The organism is Streptomyces sp. NPDC018833, from assembly GCF_044390825.1.
GTDB lineage: Bacteria > Actinomycetota > Actinomycetes > Streptomycetales > Streptomycetaceae > Streptomyces.
Genome location: NZ_JBIRZM010000005.1, coordinates 387,981 through 408,422, shown reverse-complemented (window position 1 = coordinate 408,422; position 20,442 = coordinate 387,981). Strand labels below are relative to the sequence as shown.

The window sequence follows — 20,442 nt, the reverse complement described above, 5'->3', positions numbered from 1 at the left end:
GCGGACCTCACCGGTACAGGGCGTCGACCTCGACCGCGTAGGCCTTCTCGATCGCCTTCCGCTTCAGCTTCAGGGACGGGGTCAGCAGACCGTGCTCCTCGCTGAAGGGATGGGCGAGTATCCGGAACGTGCGGATCGATTCAGCCTTCGACACCAGGGTGTTGGCGGCCACGACCGCCCGCCGGATCTCCATCTCCAGATCCGGGTCGCGCACCAGTTCCGCCGGCGTCAGCGGTGCCCTGCCCTGGATCGTCAGCCAGTGGTCGACGGCTTCCGGGTCGACGGTGACGAGGGCGGCGATGTACGGGCGGTCGTTTCCGACGACGATGCACTGGGCCACCAGGGGATGGGCCCGCACCCGTTCCTCCAGGGCGGCGGGCGAGACGCTCTTGCCGTTCGACGTCACCAGGATCTCCTTCTTGCGGCCGGTGATCGTGAGATAGCCGTCCTCGTCGAGCGCACCGAGGTCACCCGTCGCCAGCCACCCGTCCTGGAGCACGGCGTCGGTGGCCTCGGGGTCGTTCAGGTAGCCGGAGAAGACGTGACCGCCGTGCAGCCACACCTCGCCGTCCTCCGCGATGTGCACGGTGGTGCCGGGGATCGGCTGGCCGACCGTGCCGTAACGGGTGCGCTCGGGAGGGTTGGCGGTGGCCGCGGCCGTCGACTCGGTCAGCCCGTATCCCTCGTAGATCGTGACGCCCGCACCGGCGAAGAAGAGCCCGAGGCGGCGGTCCATGCCCGAACCGCCGGACATGGCATGGCGCACCCGGCCGCCCATCGCGCCGCGCACCTTGGCGTACACGAGCTTCTCGAACAGTTGGTGCTGGACGCGCAGGCCGGCCGAAGGGCCTGGCCCCAGACCGAACGCCCGGTGCTCCAGGGCCTCCGCGTACCTCACGGCCACCTCGACGGCCTTGTCGAACGCCCCCACGCGGCCCTCGGCCTCGGCCTTGCGGCGGGCCGCGTTGAAGACCTTCTCGAAGATGTAGGGGACGGCGAGGATGAACGTCGGCCGGAGTGTGGCCAGATCGGGCAGCAGGGCGGTCGCCTGGAGCACCGGCTGATGACCGAGTTTGACGCGGCCGCGGATGGCGGCGACCTCGACCATGCGGCCGAAGACGTGGGACAGCGGCAGGAACAGCAGCGTCGCCGGCTCGTCGCCCGGCCGGGAGTGGAACACCGGCTCCCAGCGGCCGATCATGGTGTCGGCCTCGAACATGAGATTGGAGTGTGTGATGACACAGCCCTTGGGGCGGCCGGTCGTGCCCGAGGTGTAGATGATCGTCGCGATCGAGTCGGGGGTGACGGCCCGCCGGTGGCGGTGCACCACCTCGTCGTCGATGTGGGCCCCTGCCTCGAACAACTGGAACATGGCGCCGGCATCCAGCTGCCAGAGCCGCTTCAGCTGCGGCAGCCGGTCGACCACCGATCCGACGGTCATCGCGTGGTCCCCGTGCTCCACCATGCAGGCCGAGACCCCGGAGTCGTGCAGCATCCAGTAGACCTGCTCGGCGGAGGACGTGGGATACACGGGCACCGAGTGCGCGCCGACCGTCCACAGCGCGAAGTCGAACAGGGTCCACTCATAGCGGGTGCGGCACATGATCGCGACCCGATCGCCGAAGCGGACGCCGTGCGCGAGCAGTCCCTTGGCCAGCGCCAGCACCTCGTCGCGGAACTGCGCCGACGTGACGTTCTGCCAGTCGTCCTGTCCGTCCTTGCGGGCGAGCGCGACACGACCCGGATCGTCGAGGGCGTGGTCGAAGACGGCGTCCGCCAGTCCGCCGACCTGAGGCGCCGCGGCCATGGGTGGGACAGTGAACTCGCGCAATGGCTGCTCCTTGTGGCGCTCCGCACAGCGCCGTGACCGTACCCCACCGTTACGCCGGGCGGGAGGGGCCGCGGGAACGGATCAGGGCGGTCATCGGTACAGGTCAGCGGTGGCGGCCGAGTGGGGGGAAAGGTGGATCGAGGCGAATTCTGACCTCGGAGTAAGTACCGCGGGCGGAATCTCCACCGAATCTGTACGCGGCGATCACCGGCGCTCTACCGGGCGGGGCGTTGGTCCGTACCTGCGCGTGCGCGTCTCGGGAATGCCGGATCCGGCGCGTGGGCCGGCGCGCCCCGCCGGCAGGTCCGGCCTGCCCGTAGGCCCCCGTGTGGGCCCGGCCGTGCCCGCCTGGAGGTCCCCGTGTGGGCCTAGCCGTCCCGCCTGAAGGCCATGTGGCCGGCTCGACCCGTGCCCGCTTGCTGGTCCGCGCGCCGGTCCTGGTCGTGTCCGCCTGAGGGTCATGTGGTCGGCTCGGCCCGTGCCTGCTTGCTGGTCCGCGCGCCGGTCCTGGTCGTGTCCGCCTGAGGGTCATGTGGTCGGCTCGGCCCGTGCCTGCTTGCTGGTCCGTGCGCCGGTCCTGGTCGTGTCCGCCTGAGGGTCATGTGGTCGGCTCGGCCCGTGCCTGCCTGCTGGTCCGCGCGCCGGTCTTGGTCGTGTCCGCCTCGTGGTCCCGTGGGCCTGGCCGTCCAAGGGCCTGTAGGCGTCCCCGCGTGGGCCCGGCCGTGCCCGGCTCACCGCGGTGACGGGCCGTGTGGGCCCGGCCGTGCCCGGCTCACCGCGGTGACGGGCCGTGCAGCCGGTCGCCCGCCGCCAGCAACGCGTCGGCGAGTGCCGACGCCGCCTCCTGTGCCGCGGGCCGCAGGCGGCCCTGGAGCAGTACGAAGTCGACCGTGCCGAGGTCCGGCAGCCCCGCCCGGTCCGGCACGGCCACCAGGCCCGGCGGAATCAGCCCGCGGGTGTGCGCCATCACGCCGAGCCCGGCGCGGGCCGCGGCCACCAGGCCGCTGAGGCTGCCGCTCGTGCACACGATCCGCCAGGCGCGGCCCTCGCGCTCCAGCACGTCGAGCGCGCGGGCGCGGGTGACCGCAGGCGGCGGGAAGAGAATCAGCGGGAGGGGCCGCTCCGGATCCGGTCGTACACCCCGGGCCGCGATCCAGACCATGCGGTCGCGCCAGACCAGCTCCCCGTGCGAGGCGCCCGGGCCCCGCTTGGCGAGCACCAGGTCGAGTCGGCCGGCCTCCAGGCGCTTGTGGAGCGTCCCCGAGAGCTCCACCGTCAGCTCCAGGTCGACCTCGGGATGGTCGCGGCGGAACGACTCCAGGATTTCCGGCAGCCGGGTCAGCACGAAGTCCTCGGAGGCCCCGAACCGCAGCCGGCCGCGCAGCCGCGTGCCGGTGAAGTACGCCGCGGCACGCTCGTGCGCCTGCAGGATCGTCCGCGCGAAGCCGAGCATCGCCTCGCCGTCCTCGGTGAGCTCCACACTGTGCGTGTCCCGGCTGAACAGCGGCCGCCCGGTCGCGTCCTCCAGCCGCCGCACGTGCTGGCTCACCGTCGACTGCCGCAGCCCCAGCCGGCGTGCGGCGTGCGTGAAGCTCAGGGTCTGCGCCACGGCCAGGAAGGTGCGCAGCTGGGTCGGGTCGTACACGCCTCCACCGTAGCCACTCATCACGAAACACGATGACAGTCAGAGCGGTGTACGGGATTCCCGATCGGCTCGCCCGGGAGGACCATGAGGGCACGTCCTGATCCGAGAGCAAGTGGAGCTCATGAACCGCCGCCGTACCCTGCGCCTGCCGTCCTGGCTGAGAATCGACCCGTACATCCTCGCCCTGCTGGGCACCGTGGCGCTGGCGGCCTTGCTGCCTGCGTCCGGCGCCGCGGCCGACGTGGCCGGCGGGGCGTCCACCGGTGCGGTGGCGCTGCTCTTCTTCCTCTACGGGGCCCGGCTGTCGACCCGCGAGACGCTCGACGGGCTGCGGCACTGGCGGCTCCATGTGACGGTCCTCGCCGCGACGTTCGTGGTCTTTCCGCTGCTGGGTCTCGCGGCGGGCGGGCTCCAGCCGCTGGTGCTGACGCCCGAGCTGGCGAACGGACTGCTGTTCCTGTGCCTGGTGCCCTCCACCATCCAGTCGTCGATCGCCTTCACCTCGATCGCCCGCGGAAACGTCCCGGCGGCGATCTGCGCCGGCTCGTTCTCCAGCCTCGCCGGTATCGTCCTCACGCCGCTGCTGGCGGCCCTGCTGCTGGGCGGCGGCGCGGGCGGGCTCTCCGCCGACTCGCTGCTGCGGATCGTGCTGCAGCTGCTCGTCCCCTTCGTCGCGGGCCAGTTGCTGCGCCGCTGGGTGGGCGGCTTCCTCGCCCGTCACAAGCGGCTGCTCGGCTACGTGGACCGCAGTTCGATCCTGCTCGTCGTCTACACGGCCTTCAGCGAGGGCATGGTCGCGGGGGTCTGGCACCAGGTGACCCCACTGCGCCTCGGCGGCCTCCTCGCGGTCGAGGCGCTGCTGCTCGCGCTGATGCTGACGCTCACCTGGTTCGGCGCGAAGCGGCTGGGCTTCGGCAGGGCGGACCGGATCGCGATCCAGTTCGCGGGCTCGAAGAAGAGCCTGGCCGCCGGGCTGCCGATGGCGACGGTGCTGTTCGGCGCGCAGGCGAGCCTGGCGGTGCTGCCGCTGATGCTGTTCCACCAGCTGCAACTGATGGTGTGCGCGGTGATCGCGAAGCGCCGCGCGGGGGCGGCTTTCCCGCCGGAGGCGGGCGGGGCCAGGACTTCGATGACGGGAGCGGGCGGGGCCGGGACTTCGATGACGGGAGCGGGCGGCGCCGGGACTTCGGCGTCAGTGCATCGGCGGGACCCGGCGGCGGCGCGCGGCTGAGCGGCGCGCGCCCTTGGCCACCGGTGGCCGCGAAGGCGCCGCCGAGGCGGCCCGCCTCGGATCGGCCGCAGTCGGCGATGGTGCGGGTGGCGACGGCAGATGTACCTCGCTCTGAGCAGCACCCTGGCCGGCATGGAGTCGCTGTACATGAGCACAGACGGCACCCAAGTCCATCGCCTTGTCCTGGCACGAGATGGACGCACCCCGGACCCGCAAGGCTCAACGCGCGACCGCGTGAAGCACGCCGTGATGGCGCGCGAGCACTAGCCCGGCTTCACCGGATGGGGCCGCCTTCCGGGCGGGCGGCGTGGGGGGTGGGTGGGCGGCTGAGCAGGTGGCGCGGGTCCGTCGCCCGGGTGATGGCCGTCTCGACGGCTGCTATCCGGTCGGCGAGCAGGCCGAGTGCCGCAACCGCTCGGCCGAGGCTGTCGTCGGAGCCGCCCAGCGCCTGGGCGCGCACGTAGGCGGCCGTGATGTCGGCCCAGCGTGCCGCCTGTTCACCGGTGAGTGTGCCGCGCAGCGCGGCCAGCTTGAGCAGGTTGGCCTCGGCGGCGGAGGTGAGGGTCTGGGCCTCGGCCGCGTAGTGGTCGTCGATCACGGCGGCCAGTTCGGCGTCGTTCATGGCCGGTGACAGCCGGGCGGCGATCTTGTTCATGTTGCGGTAGGAGCCCTGGAGCTGGAAGGGCGGTTCGGTGCGGCTGGCGTCGGCCCGGGCGGCGGAGGCGATGTACGCCTCGTTGACCGTGAGGACCGTCTCACGGGCGGTCAGCAGGTGGCGCAGTACGGTGAGGATCCGGTCGAGCTCGGCGGGTGCGTAGGGATGGGTGAGCTTGTCCCGGCGGGCCACGGGATCTCCTGTGGCCAGGCCGAGCAGCAGCTCCAGGTCGGCGCGCTCCCGTCCCGCGAGTGGGGCGAGAAGCGGGTGGGAGGTGAGGGCGTTCTCGATGAAGCTGAGGGCGAAGGCGTCCTCCTTGCCGGTCAGTACGTCGCCGAGGTTCCACACGTCGGCGCGGTTGGCGAGCATGTCGGGGATGCGGAAGCGCTGCCCCGATTCGGTGTAGGGGTTGCCGGCCATGCAGACGGCGAAGCGCTTGCCGCGCAGGTCGTGGCCGTTCAGGGTGCGGGTGGCGTCGCACAGGGGGATGAACTTCTGCAGCAGTTCGGGAGAGGTGTGCTGGATGTCGTCCAGGTACAGCAGCACGTTGTTGCCGGCTGCCAGCGCGAAATTGATCTTCTCGACTTCCTGGCGGGCTGTGGCGTTCGGCGCCTGCTCCGGGTCGAGGGAGGTGGTGCCGTGCCCGAGGGCCGGTCCGTCGACCTTCACCAGCAGCAGGCCGAGGCGGTCGGCGACGTATTCCATGAGGGTCGTCTTGCCGTAGCCGGGTGGCGAGAGGAGCAGCAGCAGTCCGCTGTTGTCGGTCCGCTTGCCGTCCCCGGCGGCGCCGATCTGCTTGGCGAGGTTGTCGCCGACAAGCGGCAGGTACACCTCGTCGACGAGCCGGCTCCGTACGAACGAGGACATGACGCGTGGCCGGTACTCGTCCAGCCGGAGCCGGGCCCGCTCGGCGGTGACGAGGGCGGTCCGGCGCTGCTGGTACGCGCGGAAGCCCGGCGCCACCCGGTGGGCGAAGTCGCCGGTCCTGGCCAGGAACTCGTCGAGGCGGACGGTCATGGCGCGCCCTTCGATCCTCGGGTGGGCGCCGAGCAGGCCCTCCACCCGGGCGGTGAGGGAGGCGTCCACCTCATGGCGGGCCAGGTCCTGGCAGACCTCGATGGCCACCGCCTCGGCGAGGTCCCCGGCGTCCACGTCCTCGCCGCAGGACGCGGCGTACGAGGAGAGCCAGCCCTCCACCAGCCGCTGCGCCGCGGCCGTGTCCCCCTCCGCGAGGAGGAGGGGGACGTCCTCGGCGTACGGCGATGAGCCGACCGTCCGGTGGAACTTCTCCAGCAGCATGCGCGCTGCCGGGCCGGTCGTGAAGGACCCACCTGTCGCCAGCTCCTCGACCAGGTACTCGGCCCCGAGCGCGGACAACTCGCCCGCGCCGGACAACTCGTCGCGCAGCGCCTCCAATGCCGGTGCCGTCCCGAACGTCTCCCTCGCCCGCACCAGCGACACGGCCGCCCGCGCCCACGCCCCGCGCCGACCGGGTGTCGTCCCGTGGGCCCAGAACAGCTGGGCGGCGGCCCGGTCGGCGGCCGGGTACCGCAGAAGCCCGGCCTGCTCGTACAGGTTCAGCAGTACGGAGAGGAGGGCGGCCGCGTCGTGGTCATGGACGCCGCGCTCGTAGCCCTCGTCGTAGGCGGCCGCGGCTGCCTCGCGGACCAGCCCGGGCAGGTCGGCGGACGCCAGTGCCTGGGTGCCGTGCTCGCTCAGCAGGCGCGCCGCCAGGTACTCCGCCCGGTAGACGCCGGCGTTCTCGGACGGCAGGGGCTGGTCCCAGTAGGGGCGGGTATCCGCGAAAGCCGGGTCGGTTACCGGGCGCCGGTAGTCGGTGCCGGTCAGCGCGAACGCCAGACTGCCGTCCGAGTGTGGTATCAGCGTGACTTCGGGAGCCTGGGAGTTGACGGCGAAGAGGTGGCTGCCCAGCCGGATCGTGTCGCCGCCGTCCGCGTACAGCTCAGTACGGTCCCGCAGTGCCCGCAGTGCCTGCTGGCGGGCGGCCTTCAGCCTGCCCTCCAGCTCCTCGGCACGCACCTGGTCGCCGAGTTCGCGCAGGCCGTCGGCGGTGCGGCGGACCTTGGCCGCCATGGGGTCGGAGACGAAGTAGGTGTTGACCGCGTCGATGCTGTCCAAGCCGGCTGCCCGGCGGGCGATCGTCTCCAGGACGCGGCCGGCCGACTCGGCGAGGCGCTCCGCCCTCCGGGCGCGGGCGTCCTGGAGCGTCTGCTTGCGGCCTGCGAAGGCGTCGTGGACCTCGGCACGCTTGTCGGCGATCTCGGTGAGGAAGCCTTCCTGGTCGGCGAACCGCGACTCCAGGTTGTCCAGCTGGAGCAGCAGCCGGGCGAGCTGCGCGTCGCAGCCCTCGGGGGTGTCGGCCGCGGCCAGCGCTCCGGTGACTGCTTGGTTGAGGAGCGCGAACTCGGCCGTGAACTCGGCCCGGCCCTCGCGGTCGAGGAGTTCCCGGCGCCGGGCCGCCAGGGTCGCGCGGGCGCGGTTGAGGCCGCCGAGCACGCCGGCGATCCGCTCCAGGATGGTGGTGCGCACGGTGGCGTCGCCGATGTCCAGGCCGGCGACGACCTCGGTGAGGGTCTGGAGGGCGAAGACCTGTGCGTCGAGCCGCTCGGTGACGTGACCGGCCGCGGCGGCGGTGGCGATCCCTTCGGCTTCGGCGGTGAGCCGCTCCACCTCCTCGTGCTGGGCGGCGAAGGCGCCGTCGCGCTGGAGGAAGGCCACCGCCCGCTGCGCGGTGGAGGTGATGTGCTCCTCGGCCTCCCGGGCGAGCAGGTCGACGGACTCGGTGTCCGCGTACCGCATCTCCTTCAGGGTCACCAGGCGACCCTGGGCGCTGCGCAGTTGGGTGATGCGCTCGATCCACTCCCCGGCGGTGGCCGGAGCCTCTCCGTGGACGCGCCGCGCCAGGCGCCGCATCCGCTCGGCGGACTCGTCGAGCGCCTGGGCGGCGTGGGAGGTGAGCGTCTGTACGGTCTCGAACTCCCTCAGGACCTGCTCGGCGGTGTCCCGCAGTTCCTCCAGCGGGGTGCGCAGGTCTGAGGCGTCCGCGTCGCCCAGCCAGGGGAAGCGGTCGGCCGTCCGGGTGCAGGCGGCGACCAGCGATGCGTACATCTCGCTGGTGGCGGTGGTCTCGGCGACCTGCCGGGCGATGGCGAGGCAGTCGGAGATGCCGCGGACCAGGTCGGCGTTGCCGATCCGGCCCAGTGGCCCGATGACGGCCGGGGCGGCCGCCACGTGGGCCTCGGAGACGTACGGCGTGCACCACACCTGGACCGTGTGGACGCGCGTGGCTTCGTCGGCCTCCACGCGCAGCGCGGTCAGCGTGCCGTCGTCGAGGAGCCCGAAGCCGCGGCACGTGATCGGCGCGGTGATCTCCTTGCGGATGAGGTTGTACGGGAGCAGCAGGGTACGGCCGCCGGCGGAGGCGTGGAACACGTACAGCACGTCCTCGCCGTTGGGCGAGCGGACGGCCGCCTCGAACTCCATGCCGGAGACGTCCGTGTCGAAGGTCCGGACCGTACCGGTGGTCAGGCAGTAGCCGCCGGGGAAGACGATGCCCTGGTCGTCGGGCAGGCGGCGGCAGGACCGGCCGATGCCGTCCAGCCGGACCACGGTCCTGGTGAGCGTGTTGAACACCAGATGGCGCCAGGCGTCCTCCTTGTAGGGCCTCACCCGCAGCAGGATCAGCGGGCCGACGACCGCGTACGCCACCTCGGCGTCGGCGAGTGACTGCAGTGGTTCGTCGACCGGCTCGCTGTGGATGCCCTCGCCGGTCTCCGTGTCGTTCTCGGTCTTCACGGTGAGCGTGCCGCCGACGGTCGAGACGAAGACCGCGCCGTCGGCGACGGTGATGTGCGGGTGCCGACCGAGGACGTGATCGTCCCGGGTCGTCGCGCTCCAGGAGACGTCGTGCGCGGCGGGGAGGACGTGGTCGCGCTCACCGCGTGCGTCGAGGAACCGCACCGCGCCGGACGGGGAGAGCGACCAGCGCAGGACACGGATGTCCTCGGCCTGGGCCCCGGTCCGGAAAACAGCCAGCAGCTTGCCGTCCACGTGGCGCAGGCGCAGGAGCCGCGCGTCCTTGAAGTAGCGGTGCAGTGCGGCGAATTCGGTGACGAAGCCGGGGTCGTCGAGCAGACCGGGCACCGCGTCGGCCGGGAGACGGTTCAGGTCGCGGTCGTAGAGGGCGAAGACGTCGTCCGCCGAGGCGGCCTCGTAGCCGACGAGGAGCACGTCGCCGATGGCGACGATGTCGCGGGATACGACGTTGCGCTCCGTACGGAAGTGGTCGGTGGCGGCGAGAGCGAGTTCCATGGCGCCGAAGGCTGCGATGCGCTCGGTGTTGAGAGCGTCCGCTCGGCGGGCCAGCTCGCCGGCCCGGTCATCGAGACGGTCGCGCAGCACCTCGTACGTACCGGCGTCCAGGCCGCTTGCCGCCTCGGTCCCTGTCACTGTTCAGCTCCCTCATGTGCGTGATGAGTCTCCGGAGCTGCCGCCCCCCGCGCGGCAGCTCCGAGTATTTCGAGACCGGCTCGGTCAGCTCGTGGCGGTTCCGTTCAGCCCCGCGAGCTCGGCGACCGGCATGTCGGCCAGGCCCAGCTGCCGCGCCTTGCCGATCAGCTCCTCCAGCTGGCCGGACCCGGCCGGCATGAGCTTCATCAGCAGGGCGGAGACGGTCAGGTTCTGCACGTCGGCGGTGGAGACCGTCCCCAGCACCTTCGTCAGGTCCTCGGTGAAGGACGCGGAGCCGTCGAGCCACGGGCCGGCCAGCGCTTGCGCGGTCTGCGAGTGGTGGACGAAGCCGTCGACGCTCTTGCCGAGTGAGATCGCTCCGACGATCCGGTCGAAGAAGGCGGACTCGCCTCCGACGATGTTGATGTCGGCGTTCTCCAGGCCGGTGGCCAGCACCGTGGCCTGTGCCTCGGCGACGTGGCGCTGCACATCGATCCCGGCGAGCCGGATGTCCTTCTCCGCCTCCAGTCGCAGCCGGAACTCCTCGTGTCCACGGGATGCCTCGTCGAGCGCGGCCATCGCGGCCGCCTTCTCAGTGAGGCCCGCCGCCTCGGCCTTGAGCTTCTCGCCGATGGCCGCCGCCTCGGCGAGCGCCTTCTCGCGGGTGCCGACCGCCTCGGCACGCAGCCGGGCCTCGGTCGCCCCGGCCTCGGCGCGGCCGGCCTTCTCGATGGCGTCCGCTTCCTTCTCCCGGACCTGCACGGCGGCCAGGCCCTCGGCCGCGGTTTCGGCCTGGATGCCCTCGGCAAGCCGGACCTTCGCGCGGGCGTCCATGTCAGCGGCCTTGTGGCGCGCCTCGGCAAGAGTGAGTTCCTCCGCCGCCCGGTGGATCGCGGCCTGCTCGGCGGCTTCGGCGGCCTTGATGTCCTTGACCAGCTGCTCCTGCGCCTCGGCCTCGGCGGCGATGACCACAGTCTGGCGGTTGCGCTCGGCCTCCTCGACGGCCCGGAGCTTCTTGATCGACTCCTCCTGTTCGGCCACCGTACGGTCCACCGCGACCCGCTCGCGAATGACCTCGGCGATCTCCCGGCGCTCGGCCTCGACCTCCTTCTCCGCCGAGATGCGGGTCAGCTCGGTCTCCCGGTCCCGGGCGATGACCTCGAGCAGGCGGTCCTTCTCGATGCGCTCGTTCTCGATGGCGATGACCCGCTCACGGTTCTTCTGCGCGACGGCGACCTCGCGGGCCTGGTTCTCCCGCTGGATGCCCAGCTGCTCCTCGGTCCTGAGGAACGCGCTCTGCGCACGTAGCCGCTCCTCCTCCACCACCCGCGCCGTCTCGGCCTCCTCCTTGGCCCGTACCGTGTCGATCTCGCGCTTCTGCTTGATCTCGGCGTCGGCCTGGCGGCGCTCCAGCTCCAGGATGGCTTCGCGGGCGTCGACGTTCTGACGGGTGATCTCCTTCTCCTCCGTGCGCTGGAACTCGTTGGTGCGCACGTGCTCGACGGCCGTCAGCTCGGTGATCTTCCGGATGCCCTGGGCATCGAGGATGTTGGAAGCGTCCAGCTGCGCGAGCGGCGTCTGCTCCAGGTAGTCGATCGCCGCGTCCTCCAGGCTGTAGCCGTTCAGATCGGTGCCGATGACCTGGATGATCCGGTCCCGGAACTCATCCCGCTTGGTGTAGAGGTCGGTGAAGTCGAGCTGCTTGCCGACCGTCTTCAGCGCCTCGGAGAACTTGGCGTTGAACAGCTCCTGGAGCGTGGCCTGGTCACTGGCGCGTGCTGTGCCGATGGCCTGCGCGACCTTGATGACGTCCTCCACGGTCTTGTTGACCCGTACGAAGAACGAGATACGGATGTCGGCACGGATGTTGTCCCGGCAGATGAGGCCGTCCCGGCCCGTACGGGAGATGTCGATGGTCTTCACCGAGATGTCCATGATCTCGGCTTTGTGAAGGACCGGCCAGACGACCTGCCCGGTGAAGGTGACGTCGACCCTTCGCATCTTCGAGACGATCAGCGCCTTGCCCTGCTCCACCTTGCGGAACAGCCGGCTGATCACGAACAGCATGGCGATGGCGATGAGCAGGACAACGGCGCTGAGCACGCCGAGACCTACGGTGATGGCATCCATGAGCAATCCCCGGTTCGGAGGTAGAAGCTGAAGTGGGAGGGGCGGCGGATCAGCCGCGGGGGTCGAGCGCCTTGTCGAACGGCGCGACCCAGAAGAACTCGCCGACGTCGTCGTACGCGTACAGCAGTCCCGTGCTGCCGAGCTCCATCCGGGCCCCGTCGCTCTGGCGGACCTGTACGACGGCGGTGGAACCGTCCCGCGCCGCGACTTCCGCCTGACCGAATTCCTCGTCCACCCGTCCCGTGCGGATGGTGCAGGTCAGTCCGACGAAGTCGTGCAGGGACGGCCCGGGTTCATCGGGGAACAGCTTGGCCAGCGGGCGTACGAGTGCACTGGTCAATTGCCAGGAGCCGATCAAGGAGACGGCCAGCAGGACGGCGCCGAGGAGGTGAAGCGGCGCGTCGGGCCATCCCGTGCGGGCGAGAAGGACGGATCCGGTGAGGCTGAAGAACCAGGCCAGGGCGACAAGCAGCGAGGTGGAAACCGAAACGGGAACTCCGCCGAGGTTCAGCGCGTCGGCGTCCACGTCCGCGTCGAAGCTGTCCGTGTCGACTCCGCCCATCAGCACCAGCAGCCAGAAGCCGATGACCACGACGAGGGCTGCGGTGAACAGCGCCGTGGGGAACGTGGCGGTGGCTTGCAGAAACTCGGCCATGGTCCATCCCCCTCGCGTTTTCCGCACGGCACCCTGCTTTCCGGGGCCCGGCATCGGTGGCGTGCGCTTGGCTCCGGCAGGTTCATGCTGGCAGGACGCCACACGTGTTCGCATTGCCGTGCACCGGCAATCTTTACGTCCTCTTGATGCCGGTGACCGTCCCTCGGTACACCCGTGCCACCCTTGACGTTCACGCGTCGGAGAGGCGTCATCTGCGCGGCAAGAACGGGGAGGGGCCATGACGGAACTGGAAACGGCCGAGGAGTATCTGACGGGGTATGCCCCGATCCTGACCGGTGCCTGCGCCACCGGCAGACGACTGACCCGCGACGAGCTGGAAGCACTGCGCTCACAGGGCGAGCGGGCCGCGGAGGCCGGCATCGGGCTGCGCCACCTGGTCCGTGCCCACCTCTCCGCCGCTCAGGACGTACGAGCCGAACTGCCGCGGGGCGCCGCCGCCGATCACCTTCTGACGGCGGTCGAGCAGGCAGTGGACGCCTTCGCGGAAGGACACGAACGGGCCCAGCAGCTCGCTATCCGCCAACAGGAGGCAGCCCGCAGGGAGTTCATCGACGACCTGCTCCACGGGCGCAGTGACGCCGGCCGTCTCGCCGAACGGGCCGAGCGCTTCGGACTGTTGTTGTCGCACGCCCACGCGGTCGCCGTGGCACAGGGACCAGAGCCGTACGACGACGGCTATCCCGTCACACGAAGCGTCGAGTCGTCCCTCACGGCACGCTTCGGGAACCGCCGCATTCTGCTCACCACCAAGAACGGCCGGCTGATCTGCATCGCACCGGGCGACCAGGCCGACGTCCTCGGCTTCTTCGCCAAGCAGGCGTACGCCGCGACGGACGGTGGCCGGGTGGCCATCGGCCGGCCCCACCCAGGCGTCGGCGGAGTCGTCCACTCCTACGAGGAGGCGCTCAACGCCCTCGACCTGGCCGCCCGCATGCATCTGGAGGCCCCGGTGCTGCACGCCGCGGACCTCCTCGTCTACCCGGTCCTCACTCGCGACCGGCAGGCCATGGCCGACCTCGTGCGCACGGTGCTCGGCCCGCTCCAACAGGCTCGCGGCGGCGCGCAGCCGCTCCTCGACACCCTCACTGCGTACTTCGACACCGGCTGTGTGTCCGCCGAGGCGGCCCGCCGCCTCTCCCTGAGCGTGAGGGCCATGACCTACCGGCTGGAACGCATCCATAAGCTGACAGGCGCCGACCCCGGGGACGCCGTCGATCGCTACACGCTCCAGACAGCGGTCATCGGCGCACGCCTGCTGGACTGGCCCGAGCAGGATCTCTGACGGCGCGCCGGATCTCGCCCACGGACTGGCCGTCACACCTTCGCGGCGCGCCCGTGGTCCTGTGCGTACCGGGCGAGGACCTGCTGAGTCGTTCCACCGGTGTGGAGGAACCGTTCATCGAGGGTGACCGCAAGATCGTGCAGGGAAACGCGCAAGAGCTCCTTGACCAGCCGGCGCTCTTCACCGGTGCCGTCCGGCAGCTGTTCCGCCACGGCGGCGAGGTACATGATGTTCGCGGCCAGGGAGGTGTTCTCGTCACCGTCGTGGAAGTAGTACGACTCGGCGTACTGCCGGTAGTCCACACAGACGTGAGCCAGGTCGGCGGCGAGGTTCTGCAAGGCGGTGCAGGCCACGGACGTGGACAGCTGCTGCTCCCGCAGGCCGGCGCGCCGTAGCTGGGAGATGCGCAGGGCGACGGCTCGGCGGCGGGCCAGGGCGGGATAGATGCCCAGGACCCAGCTCACCGTGGCCGTCAGCAGGGCGAAGCCGACCACGGCCTCGATGGGGCCGAGGATGCGCAGCCACCCGTCGGTCGGCGCGATGTCGCCGAGGCCCAGGGTGGCCATGGTGACGATGGAGAGGTAGACGGCGTCCAGGAAGCCCGAGTGTTCCGCCGGCGCCAGCCCCGTGGCGAACGAGAAGCCGCCCGGCATGTGCGGCCAGTACATCAAAGCCCACCCGGCGATGACCGTGACCGCCCAGAGGGCCACGACGGTGACCATGCCGAGAGGGCCTGCCAGGCCGACCGCGCGCCGTCTGCCGAAACGGGCTGAGATTCGCCAGGCGACGGTCATGACGCCTCTGCTGAGTCCTCCGTGGCGGGTCGGGTGCCACAGGGTGTGGAACACGTCCCTGAGGGCGAGCATCGCCAGTGCGAGGCCGCCAAGCGTCACCAGCCACTTCGCCACTGCTCATCCTTGGCTCAGCCGTTTCGGGGCGGGAGAGACGGAACTCATGCGCCAGCCTAAAGGCGTCGCGACGAAATCGGTGGTCCAACGGCCCGTCGGCGAGGCGCTGCCGGGATCAGCACCCGGCAGTACGCGGCTTTGGGTAGCGCCTGAGGAGTTCGGCGAGTCCCCGGCGGGTGGCGGCCGGTGTGACCCGTTCCCGGTAGACATCTTGGAGCTTGGCGGCGAGGCGGTCGGCCAGTGCCTCGTCACCGCGGACACTCAGGTGTCCGACGCCGCCGGGCGAGCACCGGCCGCCGGGCGAGGACTGAAGGGGAAGGGAAGTCATCCGCGTAGAGTGCCTCGCGCCCGGCACGGATCGCAGGGAGTTCACCCAACCCCGCCACGACCGCGCCAGAGGACCGACGGGACGTAAATGTCCGGTGAACGAATCAGGCTGTCCGAATAACGGTCCGGTCTCGCTTCCTGGGACTTTCGAATGTTACTGACCGTTATGTGATTCGAGTCACTAAAGATCTCGTAAAGGCCGTGGTAGAACTACGCAACTCGTCCGCGGCCGCCTGTCGCGGCCTTCGGGGACCCGGGCCCATGCCCAGCTGCAAGACCAGGGTGATCACGTTCCGAGTTCGCGGAGCGCACCCGTCGCCGATCGGACAACGGCGTTCACTCAAGCCCGCACACCAACCGGCCCCACCCCCACGCCGGTCCTGCGCCCACGAGGTAGCCAACGTGTCACTCGACTCCATCACCACATCCGTCGACGAAGCCGTCAGCGGATTCTTCGAGCCCATAGCCACCTGGCTCGGGGAAGTCGTCTTCTACTCCGTTCCTGTAGGCGGGACGGAGCTGCCCCTCATCGTCGCCTGGCTCGTCGTCGCCGGTCTCGTCTTCACCGGCTGGTTCGGGTTCGTGCAGGTCCGCAAGTTCAAGCTCGCCTTCGACGTGGTGAGAGGGAAGTACGACGAGAAGGGGTCGGCCGGCGAGGTCAACCACTTCCAGGCTCTGACCGCCGCCGTCTCCGGCACGGTCGGCCTCGGGAACATCGCCGGTGTGGCCGTCGCCGTCTCCATCGGTGGCCCCGGCGCCACGTTCTGGATGATCCTGTGCGGCCTGCTCGGTATGGCCACCAAGTTCGTCGAGGTCACGCTCGGTGTGAAGTACCGAGAGGTACACGCCGACGGCACCGTCTCGGGCGGCCCGATGCACTACCTGCCCAAGGGCCTGGCCGACCGCTTCGGCAAGAACGGCAAGACCCTCGGCAAGGTCCTCGCGGTCCTCGCCTCCTTCATGATCCTGTTCTTCGGCCTCTTCGGCGGCAACCTGTTCCAGGTCAACCAGTCCTACGCCCAGCTGGTCTCCGTCACCGGCGGCGAGGACGGCCTGATGGGCTCCTCCGCCGGCGCCCTGTTCTTCGGCATCCTCATCGCGGCCCTCGTCGGCATCGTCCTGCTCGGGGGCATCCGCTCCATCGCCAGCGTCACCAGCAAGCTCGTCCCCGCCATGGCCGGCATCTACATCGCGGCCTGCCTGGTCGTCATCCTGGTGCACGTCTCCGCCGTGCCGGCCGCGATCGGCACCATCATCGAGGGCGCCTTCAACCCGCAGGGTGTCGCCGGTGGTGTGCTCGGCGCGCTGATCATCGGTTTCAAGCGGGCCGCGTTCTCCAACGAGGCCGGTCTCGGCTCCGCGCCGATCGCGCACTCCGCGGTCAAGACCAAGCACCCCGCCAGCGAGGGCCTGGTCGCCCTGCTGGAGCCGTTCATCGACACCGTGGTCATCTGCACGATGACCGCGCTGACCATCGTCATCGCCAACCCCGCCAGCTATGTCGAGGTCCGTGAGGGCGATGAGTCCATCGGCGGCGTCACGATCACCTCCGACGCCTTCGCCACGGTGCTGCCCTGGTTCCCGTACATCCTCACCATCGCGGTGATGCTGTTCGCGATCTCCACAGTGCTGACCTGGGGCTACTACTGCATGAAGGCCTGGACGCACCTCTTCGGCCGCAGCCAGGCCAGCGAGCTGACCTTCAAGGTCTTCTACACCCTGTTCGCCGTCGCCGGATCGCTGCTCACGCTGCAGACGCTGATCGACATGGCCGACGCGGTGCTGTTCATGCTCGCCGTCATCAACATCATCGGCCTGTACCTCCTCGTCCCGGTCGTCAAGCGCGAGCTGAACTCCTTCCTGGAGTTCGTCCGCGCTCGCAACGCCGGTGAGATCACCGAGGACGACGAAGACCAGGAGTCGGTGAAGACCACCGTCTGACCGCCCCCGCGGTCCGGCTCCTGGGGGTCCCCCCCCCGCCGAAGGCAGGGGGAGGGCCCGTCCACACCTCGCGCCCTTGGTGTGGACGGGCCCGCTCGTCATGTCTCTGAGTGCGTTTCAGCAGGTGAAACGCCCTCTAGTGGGATCGCGTAGGTGCGGTTAGGGTGTGAAGAACGCGTCAACGACGGCTGCCCAGCGGCCGTGTGAGACGCGCGGTGTGCCGGGAAGTCTGGTCGGCGTCCTTGGGCCCGTGTGCCCATATGCCGATCACTTTCCGGAGGTCCACCGATGGCTGCCGCCCCACGCGAGCGCTCCCCCTTCCTCGGCCTGCTGCCCCTGCCGGAACGCAACGCCGTGGTCCAGGCCCTCAGGACGGAAACGGTCGGCGGCCTGGTGCTCCTCGCCGCCGCCGTGGCGGCGCTGGTGTGGGTGAACAGCCCCTGGGGCGATGTCTACGAGCGAATACGTGACTTCCACTTCGGCATCCCGGCACTCGGCCTGGACCTCTCCGTCGGCCACTGGACCGCCGACGGACTGCTCGCCGTCTTCTTCCTCGTCGCCGGCATCGAGCTGAAGCGAGAGCTGGTCGTCGGTGAACTGCGCACGCCCGCCACCGCCGCCCTCCCGGTCATCGCCGCGGTCAGCGGCATGGTCGTTCCCGCCGCCTTCTACGCCATCACCGCCTCCGCCGGTGGTGGAAACGTGAATGGCTGGGCCGTGCCGATGGCCACCGACATCGCCTTCGCGCTCGCCGTGCTCGCGGTCCTCAGCAGCCATCTGCCCGCCGCACTCAGGGCGTTCCTGCTCACGCTCGCCGTCGTCGACGACCTCGGCGGGATCCTCGTCATCGCGATCTTCTTCACGAGCGACCTGAACTTCGCGGCACTGGGCGGCGCGTTCGCCGGCCTGGTCGTCTTCTACCTGCTCCAGCGCTTCCGCGTGCGCGGCTGGTGGTGGTACGTGCCGCTCGGCATCGCGATCTGGGCGCTGATGTACAACGGCGGCGTCCACGCCACCGTCGCCGGTGTCGCGATGGGCCTGATCCTGCGCACCACCCGCGACAAGAGCGAGGACGCCTCCCCCGCCGAGCGCACCTCCCACCTCCTGCACCCCGTGTCCGCCGGTATCGCAGTGCCTCTGTTCGCGCTCTTCGCCTCCGGCGTCAGCATCACGGCCGCCTCCCTGGGACAGGTCTTCACCGAACCGGAGCCGCTCGGCGTTGTGCTGGGCCTGGTCGCCGGCAAGGCCCTCGGCATCTTCGCCGGCACGTACCTGGCGGCCCGCTTCACCCGAGCCCGTCTGAACCCCGAACTGGCCTGGGCGGACGTCTTCGCGCTCGCGGTGCTGGCGGGGATCGGCTTCACCGTCGCGCTGCTCATCGGCGAACTGGCCTTCCCCGATCCGGCCACCGCCGAACACATCAAGGCCGCCGTTCTCGTCGGCTCCGTCGTGGCCGCCTGCCTCGCCGCCCTCCTGATCAAGCGGCGCAACGGTGTATACCGCCGCCTGTACGAGGAAGAGAACCGCGACGACGACCACGACGGCATCCCCGACATCTACCAGCGAGCCGGTGCTCCGGAACACTGACGGGAAGCAAGCACCATGGACCCTCCGTTCCGACGGTTGTGATCATCGCCGCCGCCCTTGTCATCAGGACCGCAGTTGCGGAGATACGGGAACCGGCGAGCGCGCGCCGGGAGTGGGGCCTTCGTCACCAACTCACGGGCTCTGACGGCGGCTTGGTAGCTGCGCTCCTCCTCGGCATCGTGGGATGACGAACGGGATGTGCAGCGGTGGCGTGGTCGATGCTCGCCGGTGTACTCGTCGCCTACGTCGTGGGCCGCCGTCCACCTCGGTAATGACCACCCTTTCGCAGGCGTGGGCCTGATGAGCGCGGTTGGTGGCCCTGGCCGTTGCTCGAGGGAGGGTGGTCGGGCTCCCTGGCCTTCGGGCGCGTGCCGCGCCGACGCTCATGGGCATCGCCAAGCTGGTAGATGTCCGGAATGCCGTCCGCGTTCTGGTCGGCGGTCTCCGCCTCGTACAGCCGCCGGTATTTGTTGTTCCGCAGCCTCAGCAGCAGGCAGGCCACGACGGCAGAAGTCAGGGAGCCCAGGAGGACTCCGGCCTTGATGTGCTCCAGCTCGGCCGGATCGAGGTAGGCCAGTTCGCCGATGAGCAGGGACACGGTGAATCCGATGCCGGCCAGCATGGCCACGGCGACGACGTCGGCCCAGGCGAGGTCCTCGCTGAGTCGGGCTCGGGTGAAGCGCACGGCGAGGTAGGAGCCGCCTGCGATGCCCAGGACCTTGCCGGCGGCCAGGCCGAGCGCCACGCCCAGGGGTTCGGGGCGTTCGACGACGTCGCCCAAAGTGTCGCCGGAAACGCTCACTCCGGCCGCGAAGAGCGCGAAGAGCGGGACGGCCACCCCGGCGGAGACGGGCCGGGCCAGGTGGGCGATCCGCTCGGCCGGACGCCTGCCTTGCTCGCCGTCCTTCGCCACGCGCAGCATGAGCCCCATGGCGACTCCAGCCACGGTGGCGTGGACGCCGCTGGCGTGCGTCAGCCCCCAGATGGCCAGCGCCAGGGGCAGGTACCAGTACCAGCCGTGCACCCGCCTCCGGTCATGCAAGTGGAAGAACAGCCCGAGGCCGAGTACGGCGCCGATGAGGGCGGGAAGGTGGATCGTGGACGTGTAGAAGATGGCGATGACGACGATGGCCCCGAGGTCGTCGACCACGGCGACGGTGAGCAGGAACGCGCGCAGGGCGGAGGGCAGATGGGTGCTGATCACCGCGAGCACGCCCAGTGCGAAGGCGATGTCCGTGGCCATGGGGACGGCCCAGCCGTTCCACGTACCGCCCCTGGAGGTGGCGACGAGTCCGTAGACCAGTGCCGGCACGAGCATGCCGCTGGCGGCCGCGACTACGGGCAGGAGGGCGGTTCCCCGATGGCGCAGTTCACCGATGACCAACTCGCGCTTGAGTTCGGCGCCGGCCACGAAGAAGAAGATGCTCAGCAGTCCGTCCGCCGTCCAGTGGGCCACGGAGAGGTTCAGGCCCAGTGCTTCGATGCCGAAGTGGAAGTCGCGTATTGACTCGTACGCGCCGCTCAGCGGCGTGTTCGCCCACACCAGCGCGACGGCCGCCGCGGCGAGCAGAACCATGCCGCCCACGGTCTCCGTGCGCAGAGCGTCTGCCACGAAGGTGTGCTCCGGCAGGGGGAGCCGCCCGAGGAAGGTGCGGGTCCGGCGGTTTCTCCGGGGCATGCGGCTGATCTCTCGGCGGTCAGGGGTCTTCGTACGCTTCGGGTCGGAGCCTGCCAGCGGCCGGGTGGTGCGCGTTCAGGG

At 70.3% G+C, this 20,442-nt stretch carries 12 protein-coding genes; 4 read left to right on the top strand and 8 right to left on the bottom strand.

All coding sequences use genetic code 11. From position 1 onward, the window contains the following. Positions 1–7 precede the first annotated feature (7 nt). A complete protein-coding gene (locus ACH5AF_RS13890; RefSeq protein WP_398901918.1) occupies positions 8–1,807 on the bottom strand; it encodes an AMP-dependent synthetase/ligase in 1,800 nt (599 codons plus the stop codon). Between the two features lie 796 nt (positions 1,808–2,603). Then, positions 2,604–3,476: a LysR family transcriptional regulator gene (locus tag ACH5AF_RS13885; protein ID WP_398901832.1), complete on the bottom strand. Its 873-nt coding sequence runs from the start codon at positions 3,474–3,476 to the stop codon at positions 2,604–2,606. A 121-nt stretch (positions 3,477–3,597) separates the two neighbouring features. Between ACH5AF_RS13885 and ACH5AF_RS13880 the strand changes: the two genes are divergently transcribed. Continuing rightward, a complete protein-coding gene (locus ACH5AF_RS13880; RefSeq protein ID WP_398901831.1) occupies positions 3,598–4,707 on the top strand; it encodes a bile acid:sodium symporter family protein in 1,110 nt (369 codons plus the stop codon). A 274-nt stretch (positions 4,708–4,981) separates the two neighbouring features. Here the strand turns inward: ACH5AF_RS13880 and ACH5AF_RS13875 are convergent, their stop codons facing one another. The 3 genes from ACH5AF_RS13875 to ACH5AF_RS13865 all read right to left on the bottom strand — a co-directional run bounded on the left by ACH5AF_RS13875 (position 4,982) and on the right by ACH5AF_RS13865 (position 12,617). Beyond that, entirely contained in the window at positions 4,982–9,832 is a 4,851-nt protein-coding gene (locus ACH5AF_RS13875; RefSeq protein ID WP_398901830.1) for a DNA repair ATPase, read from the bottom strand. 84 nt (positions 9,833–9,916) lie between these two features. Beyond that, entirely contained in the window at positions 9,917–11,962 is a 2,046-nt protein-coding gene (locus tag ACH5AF_RS13870) for an SPFH domain-containing protein (protein ID WP_398901829.1), read from the bottom strand. A 49-nt stretch (positions 11,963–12,011) separates the two neighbouring features. Further along, positions 12,012–12,617 carry a hypothetical protein gene (locus tag ACH5AF_RS13865; RefSeq protein WP_398901828.1) on the bottom strand — a complete coding sequence of 202 codons (606 nt, stop codon included), beginning with the start codon at positions 12,615–12,617 and terminating at the stop codon, positions 12,012–12,014. A gap of 238 nt (positions 12,618–12,855) precedes the next feature. Here ACH5AF_RS13865 and ACH5AF_RS13860 point away from each other — a divergent pair, with 238 nt between their 5' ends. Next, positions 12,856–13,920 carry a PucR family transcriptional regulator gene (locus ACH5AF_RS13860; RefSeq protein WP_398901827.1) on the top strand — a complete coding sequence of 355 codons (1,065 nt, stop codon included), beginning with the start codon at positions 12,856–12,858 and terminating at the stop codon, positions 13,918–13,920. Positions 13,921–13,952: 32 nt separating this feature from the next. Here ACH5AF_RS13860 and ACH5AF_RS13855 read toward each other — a convergent pair whose 3' ends face one another. Further along, a complete protein-coding gene (locus ACH5AF_RS13855; RefSeq protein ID WP_398901826.1) occupies positions 13,953–14,828 on the bottom strand; it encodes a potassium channel family protein in 876 nt (291 codons plus the stop codon). 115 nt (positions 14,829–14,943) lie between these two features. Further along, entirely contained in the window at positions 14,944–15,156 is a 213-nt protein-coding gene (locus ACH5AF_RS13850; protein WP_398901825.1) for a hypothetical protein, read from the bottom strand. 401 nt (positions 15,157–15,557) lie between these two features. Between ACH5AF_RS13850 and ACH5AF_RS13845 the strand changes: the two genes are divergently transcribed. Both ACH5AF_RS13845 and nhaA (ACH5AF_RS13840) read left to right on the top strand, forming a co-directional pair. Continuing rightward, on the top strand, positions 15,558–17,096 hold the full coding sequence (locus tag ACH5AF_RS13845) for an alanine/glycine:cation symporter family protein (protein WP_398901824.1): 1,539 nt from the start codon (positions 15,558–15,560) through the stop codon (positions 17,094–17,096). Between the two features lie 288 nt (positions 17,097–17,384). Then, positions 17,385–18,683, top strand: coding sequence for a Na+/H+ antiporter NhaA (nhaA, locus tag ACH5AF_RS13840; protein ID WP_398901823.1), 1,299 nt, complete (start codon positions 17,385–17,387; stop codon positions 18,681–18,683). Positions 18,684–18,924: 241 nt separating this feature from the next. Here the strand turns inward: nhaA (ACH5AF_RS13840) and nhaA (ACH5AF_RS13835) are convergent, their stop codons facing one another. Beyond that, positions 18,925–20,361 (bottom strand): Na+/H+ antiporter NhaA, encoded by a 1,437-nt coding sequence (gene nhaA, locus ACH5AF_RS13835; protein ID WP_398901822.1) that lies wholly within the window; start codon positions 20,359–20,361, stop codon positions 18,925–18,927. Positions 20,362–20,442: the final 81 nt, after the last annotated feature.

Coding starts and splice junctions, on each gene's coding strand:
- ACH5AF_RS13890 (WP_398901918.1), bottom strand. CDS start 1,807: ATGGCCGCGGCGCCTCAGGTCGGCGGACTGGCGGACGCCGTCTTCGAC.
- ACH5AF_RS13880 (WP_398901831.1), top strand. CDS start 3,598: ATGAACCGCCGCCGTACCCTGCGCCTGCCGTCCTGGCTGAGAATCGAC.
- ACH5AF_RS13870 (WP_398901829.1), bottom strand. CDS start 11,962: ATGGATGCCATCACCGTAGGTCTCGGCGTGCTCAGCGCCGTTGTCCTG.
- ACH5AF_RS13865 (WP_398901828.1), bottom strand. CDS start 12,617: ATGGCCGAGTTTCTGCAAGCCACCGCCACGTTCCCCACGGCGCTGTTC.
- ACH5AF_RS13860 (WP_398901827.1), top strand. CDS start 12,856: ATGACGGAACTGGAAACGGCCGAGGAGTATCTGACGGGGTATGCCCCG.
- ACH5AF_RS13850 (WP_398901825.1), bottom strand. CDS start 15,156: ATGACTTCCCTTCCCCTTCAGTCCTCGCCCGGCGGCCGGTGCTCGCCC.
- nhaA (WP_398901823.1), top strand. CDS start 17,385: ATGGCTGCCGCCCCACGCGAGCGCTCCCCCTTCCTCGGCCTGCTGCCC.
- nhaA (WP_398901822.1), bottom strand. CDS start 20,361: ATGCCCCGGAGAAACCGCCGGACCCGCACCTTCCTCGGGCGGCTCCCC.